This is a genomic window from Arthrobacter sp. 35/47 (assembly GCF_000520475.1).
Taxonomy (GTDB): domain Bacteria; phylum Actinomycetota; class Actinomycetes; order Actinomycetales; family Micrococcaceae; genus Arthrobacter_D; species Arthrobacter_D subterraneus.
Window position 1 is genome coordinate 194743 of record NZ_KI914581.1, and the last position, 5380, is coordinate 200122.

Sequence of the window (5380 nt, forward strand, 5' to 3'; positions counted from 1 at the left end):
CGCTGAATCACCCTGCCGATCCTGATGAAGCACGGCTCGACGTCGGTGCATCCCTTTTCCGGATGCTTTCCGATCCCACCCGCCTCCACATCCTCTGGCTCCTCTCCGGGGAACCCGGTGACGTCGGTTCCCTGGTCGAACGCACCGGAGCAACCAGAACCTCGGTCAGCCAGCATCTGGCGAAGCTTCGCTTTTCGGGTCTGGTCACAACACGGAAAAGCGGACGGAACGTCATTTACAGCATCGCTGACGGCCACCTCGCCCGGCTGGTTCGGGAGGGCCTGAACCACGCTGATCACCGGGTGACAGGGGAACCGGCACACGACTGAACGCCGGGAATCTCCCCGGAGGGCGGTCAATACAAAGCAGGCTTCCTAGTTTAGAGTTCTCCCATGAGCTTCAACGACAACGCGCAGTTTGATCCGTCCAGGGTAAGTGACCGGCGGGGCCGCGGGCGCGGCGTCGCAATCGGCGGCGGGCTGGGTGGCGGCCTCATCCTGCTCCTGTCGCTCTTCTTCGGTCCGGGCGTGGTGGACCAGTTGGGGCTCGACGGCGGCACCGGCAGTGACCCGGGCATCGAAGCGGGGGCCGATCCTGCCATCAACGCCTGCCAGACCGGTGAGGACGCCAACGCGCGGCTGGACTGCCGCATTCTGGGTACCGCTGAAAGCCTCGACAGCTTCTGGGAGCCGTATCTCGAGCCCTACGGGATCCAGTACACACCCCCCGGCGTCGTACTGTTTACCGGCCAGACGAACACGGGCTGCGGGGCGGCAAGCAGCGCCGTCGGACCGTTTTACTGCCCGGCAGATGAGCAGACGTACTATGACACAGCGTTTTTTGATGACCTGGTGACCCGCTTTGGCGCCTCAGCGGGTCCGCTGGCGCAGGAATATGTGATTGCCCATGAATTCGGGCACCACATCCAGAACCTGACCGGTGCGCTGGGCGCCTCCCAGCAGGATCCGCGTGGCGCGGAGTCGGGGGCAGTCCGGGTGGAACTGCAGGCCGACTGCTACGCGGGGATGTGGGCGGCGCACGCCACAACCGTGGCCGACCCCGAATCGGGGGTTCCTTTCCTGCGCGAGTTCACCAGGGCTGATCTGCAGGATGCGCTCTCAGCCGCCTCGGCTGTCGGAGATGACCGGATCCAGGAGTCGACGACCGGGCAGGTGAATCCGGAGGCCTGGACCCACGGCTCCAGTGAACAGCGTCAGGCCTGGTTCCTGCGTGGCCTGGAAACCGGCGACATCGAAGCCTGCGACACCTTCGCAGCAGACGACCTCGACAACCCGTAAGGGCCGAAAAGCGGTTCAGACGACGATCGGCACCGGATGGACGTCATCCGGGGCGTGCCCGGCGCGCTCATGGATACGCCGGACAGCGTCCGCCGACGGCGCTTCGGAGAGGCAGTACACCACCCCACTGTCCGGATCAGCCCACGCCTGCTTGAAGACGACGTCTTCCTCCGCCTGGATGGCGAGGTCGGCATCGTGTGCGGCCTTGAGCTGCTCCGCCGTGATGCCCTTCATATTGCGGTGAATATCCATGAATTCGGCCATGACGATCATCCTCTGAACAGTGGGGCCGAAGGGGTCCCGGAGCCTGGGTAGCTAAGTGCTAGGCACATTGTCCCGCTGACGGTTCAACGGCACAATGACCTTTGCTCAGGTTCCGCAGAAAGTCCGGTAGGAACCGAATTCCTCGGGTGCTCCCGCGGCGTAACGCTCAAGGCCGGCGCGTTCGGTGAAGGGTGCTGTCACTGCGGAGAGGAGATCACCAAGCGGGGCGAGATCGCCTGTTCCGGCAGCGGCGAGCGCTTCCTCGACCAGGTGGTTCCGTGGAATGTAGGCCGGGTTGACCCGGTCCATGGCTTCAGCGGATGGGTCCAGCGCCAGCCACTCCTGCAGCCACGCGTCAAACCGCGCCGTATCGGAGAAGAAGGCCCGGGCAGGTCCCGCGTCACCGCGCGCGGCAGCACTGAGACGTCGCAGGAAGGAGGTGTAGTCGACCTGGCTCTCCTCGAGCAGGGTCAGCAATTTTCCGGCCACTGTGGAGGCGTCGACGTCGTTCTTCAGTCCGAGTTTCGCCTGCATGCCCGCGGACCAGGCCCGGCTGTACCGGGCAGCGAACTCGCCGAGGGCTTCTTCAGCCAGCCTCACGGCGTCGTCCTGGTTCTCGGCGAGCAGCGGAAGGAGGGTCTCGGCAAACCGTGTCAGGTTCCACTGGGCGGCAGCGGGCTGGTTCGCGTAGGCGTAGCGGCCCATGCTGTCGATGGAGCTGTAGACCGCTGACGGATTGAACGTGTCGATGAAGGCGCAGGGTCCGTAGTCGATGGTCTCACCGGAGATGGTCATGTTGTCGGTGTTCATGACGCCGTGCACAAAACCCACCAGCATCCACTGGGCCACGAGGGACGCCTGGGCGGTGATCACCGACTCGAGCAGCGCGAGGTGCCGGTTCGGTGCCTCTGCGGCGTGCGGGTAGTGGCGGTTGATGGCGTAGTCCGCCACGCGTTCCAGCAGTTCCCGGTCACCGGTTGCCCGCGCGTACTGGAAGGTGCCGACCCGCAGGTGGCTGGAGGCAACGCGGGTCAGGAGGGCGCCGGGCAGGAGCTCCTCGCGCTGCACCGGCCGTCCGGTCGCGACGACGGCGAGCGAGCGGGTGGTGGGTATGCCGAGCGCGTACATGGCTTCGCTCACGATGTACTCGCGGAGCATCGGGCCAATGGCAGCCAGCCCGTCCCCGCCGCGTGCGAAGGGCGTACGGCCCGAGCCCTTGAGGTGTATATCGCGGAGGCTCCCGCGCGCATCGGTGACCTCCCCGAGCAGCAGCGCCCGCCCGTCGCCGAGGCGCGGGCTGTACCCGCCGAACTGATGGCCGGCATAGGCCTGGGCAACAGGGGTGGCTCCCTCCGGCAGAAGGTTGCCGGTCAGCAGCCGCACACCGTCGGGATTGCGAAGGAAGTCCGGGTCCAGGCCAAGGTCCAGTGCGAGCTGCCCGTTGAGGACGAGCAACTGGGGTTCTGCGGGTTCGGCTGCTTGCCAGGGCATGCCCATTTCGGGCAGGTGGCGGGCGAAATGGTTGTCGAGGGTGACGGGCGGCGCCGTTGAAACAGTCACCCTACTGACAACACCGGATGCGGCATGGTTGTTCCCCACGGGCAGGTTTCCAACGCGACGCTTTCGTTATCGCTTTCCCCGCCGGCCGGGCGTATTTTTGAACTATGTCGGCGATGGGCCGTCTGCCCGGAGCCGAATCGACGCGAGCCTGGAAAGGAACCGGATATGTCCATCTTTCGAAGAAAAGGCAACGAGTTCGAGCGCAAGCAGGCCGCTGCTGCCTCTGCGCATCAAAAGGACTTCCGTGAGGGGTACGTCCATATCCACGGCAGTGAGAAGAAGGCCGACGAACTGGCAATGAAGGCGTACGGCGACAAGGACAATGACGGCAAGCCGGACGTCCCGTTCATGCCGTTTCCCGGATAGCTGACCATCGTGGCCAAAAAACGGTGGAGCGATCTCACTGACGGCGAGAAAACTCTCGTCCTCACCCTCGGCTCCACACAGTTGGCGCTGGCGACGACTGCCTGGCTCGATCTGGCTACCCGCCCGCAAAGCCAGGTGAACGGGCCCAAGGGCGCCTGGGCCGTGGTCATCGGGCTCAACCTCGCCGGCCCCCTCCTGTACTTCTGGAAGGGAGTCCGGCGCGAGCCCCCTGCCGTCCGGTGAAGGTAGGGCGCGGCATCGCGTGAATGGGACACTGGTCCAATGACGGCGGTGATCCTGGCATGGAATCCGGAGAAATGGAACTGGGACGGGGCCTACCGGACCGCCGTCGCTGCGGTCCGGGACTCGGGACGGCATCTTCGGCCCTGGCCCCTGGAAGGCGACGGGGATCTTCCTGCGGGTGCCGAGGCCTGGCTACTCGTGCAGGGAGACAGACCGAATCAGCGCGGACTGATCGGCCACGGCGTCACAGTCAGTGATCCGTACACTGGGAAACACCCTGATTCCGACGACGGCGGCGGACCGGTCACGTACGTCAGCATCGAGTTTGACCTCCTCCTTCCCGAAGGCGAACAGCTCCGCACCGAGACGCTGGCAGCCCTGATCCCTACCGTCCCCTGGGAGGCGGCGCCCGGTTCCGGGAGCCGCATCCCGCCAGAGGTAGAGAGCACCGTCAGGGATGCATGGGGAAGACATCTGCGGGACAGCATCTGGGGGGAACGCGGCGAACTTGAGGTTGTGCCGGGCGTCTGCCCGGATGAATCGCTTGCCCGCATCTACGTCAACCGGTATGAACGCAGGGCGGAGGACCGACGGCAGGCGATCGCACTCCACGGCCCAAACTGCCAGGCATGCGGGTTCGATTTCGAGGCCACGTATGGCCCTGAGGGCGCCGGGTTGGTCCACGTTCACCACACCGTGCCGGTGTCCCGGCTGGCGTGGAACTATGAACTGGACCCCCGCACTGATCTCGTCCCGCTGTGCCCGAACTGCCACTACATGGCCCACCGGCGGTCCGATCCGTACACGGTCGCCGAGCTGCGCCGCATGGTTTCCACAGCCGGTCATCTGCCGGGCGCCGTTGTCACCGACGCGCAATTGGCTGCCCAGGAGGCGGCACGCCGGATCACCTCCTCCCGCCCGGAATGATGTCCATTACACGACGGCGTGGAGGACTAACTGATCTGCGGCTCTCCTGACGCCGGCTGCACATACGACGCCGACACCCGGCGGTAGACCGGGGTCAGGAAGGCCAGCAGTGCGGCCGCGATCATGATGACTCCGGCAACCAGGAACACCAGTGCGATGCCCCGGGACACGCCCTCGCCCAGCAGCGGGGCCAGCTGCGCGGAACCCTCAGCGGACCGCGCGTACGGAATGATCCAGAACTGGGCGATCGGTGCGATCAGGAACGCGGTGATCGGCGCTGCGGCGGACTCGAACGCCATGGCGAATCCGAACACCCGGCCCTGCCGGTGCAGCGGCACCACCTTCTGGATGATCGTCTGTTCGGCGGCTTCCACGAATGGCACCAGAACCAGGTACAACCAGATGCCGGCGACATACAGCCAGGCCCATTCCCGCAGCGTGAACACCGCACCCAGCACACCCATGACGACCACCGCAAGAAGCATCGTGCGGAGCGGGTTGGACCCGAGCCCGAACTTGCCGATCAGCGCCCCGCCCACAATGAACCCGGTGGCGCCGAACGCGAAGACGGTCCCCCACAGCTCCACGGGGAACATCTCCAGGCCGTAGGGATCCATCAACGCCATGTAGACGCCGCCGATGAAATTGTTGAACGTGGAAAAGAGGATCAGCGCGAACAGCCCGGAGATGGCCATTACGGCGGCCAGGGATCCGCGCAGGTC

General features: G+C 65.5%; 7 protein-coding genes and 1 pseudogene. 5 read left to right on the top strand and 3 right to left on the bottom strand.

Going from position 1 to position 5380, the window contains the following annotated elements; all coding sequences use genetic code 11:
- Positions 1-2 precede the first annotated feature (2 nt).
- Entirely contained in the window at positions 3-329 is a 327-nt protein-coding gene (locus X803_RS0101300) for an ArsR/SmtB family transcription factor (protein ID WP_026543720.1), read from the top strand.
- 63 nt (positions 330-392) lie between these two features.
- Positions 393-1298, top strand: coding sequence for a KPN_02809 family neutral zinc metallopeptidase (locus X803_RS0101305; RefSeq protein ID WP_026543721.1), 906 nt, complete (start codon positions 393-395; stop codon positions 1296-1298).
- Positions 1299-1313: 15 nt separating this feature from the next.
- On the opposite strand, the gene X803_RS0101310 is transcribed toward X803_RS0101305, so the two are convergent.
- Together X803_RS0101310 and X803_RS0101315 are read right to left on the bottom strand one after the other, a co-directional pair.
- A complete protein-coding gene (locus X803_RS0101310) occupies positions 1314-1562 on the bottom strand; it encodes an SCO4226 family nickel-binding protein (RefSeq protein ID WP_026543722.1) in 249 nt (82 codons plus the stop codon).
- A gap of 105 nt (positions 1563-1667) precedes the next feature.
- Positions 1668-3122 carry a protein adenylyltransferase SelO gene (locus X803_RS0101315; RefSeq protein WP_026543723.1) on the bottom strand — a complete coding sequence of 485 codons (1455 nt, stop codon included), beginning with the start codon at positions 3120-3122 and terminating at the stop codon, positions 1668-1670.
- Between the two features lie 165 nt (positions 3123-3287).
- Between X803_RS0101315 and X803_RS0101320 the strand changes: the two genes are divergently transcribed.
- From X803_RS0101320 to X803_RS0101330, 3 genes are read left to right on the top strand one after another with little or no spacing between them, the layout of a single operon-like run.
- Positions 3288-3488: a hypothetical protein gene (locus X803_RS0101320; RefSeq protein WP_026543724.1), complete on the top strand. Its 201-nt coding sequence runs from the start codon at positions 3288-3290 to the stop codon at positions 3486-3488.
- Positions 3489-3497: 9 nt separating this feature from the next.
- On the top strand, positions 3498-3731 hold the full coding sequence (locus X803_RS0101325; RefSeq protein WP_035777400.1) for a membrane protein: 234 nt from the start codon (positions 3498-3500) through the stop codon (positions 3729-3731).
- Positions 3732-3770: 39 nt separating this feature from the next.
- Positions 3771-4658, top strand: a complete 888-nt coding sequence (locus tag X803_RS0101330; protein ID WP_026543726.1) for an HNH endonuclease — start codon at positions 3771-3773, stop codon at positions 4656-4658.
- Positions 4659-4684: 26 nt separating this feature from the next.
- Here the strand turns inward: X803_RS0101330 and X803_RS21240 are convergent.
- Positions 4685-5380 (bottom strand): annotated as a pseudogene (locus X803_RS21240) (MFS transporter); the annotation flags it as partial.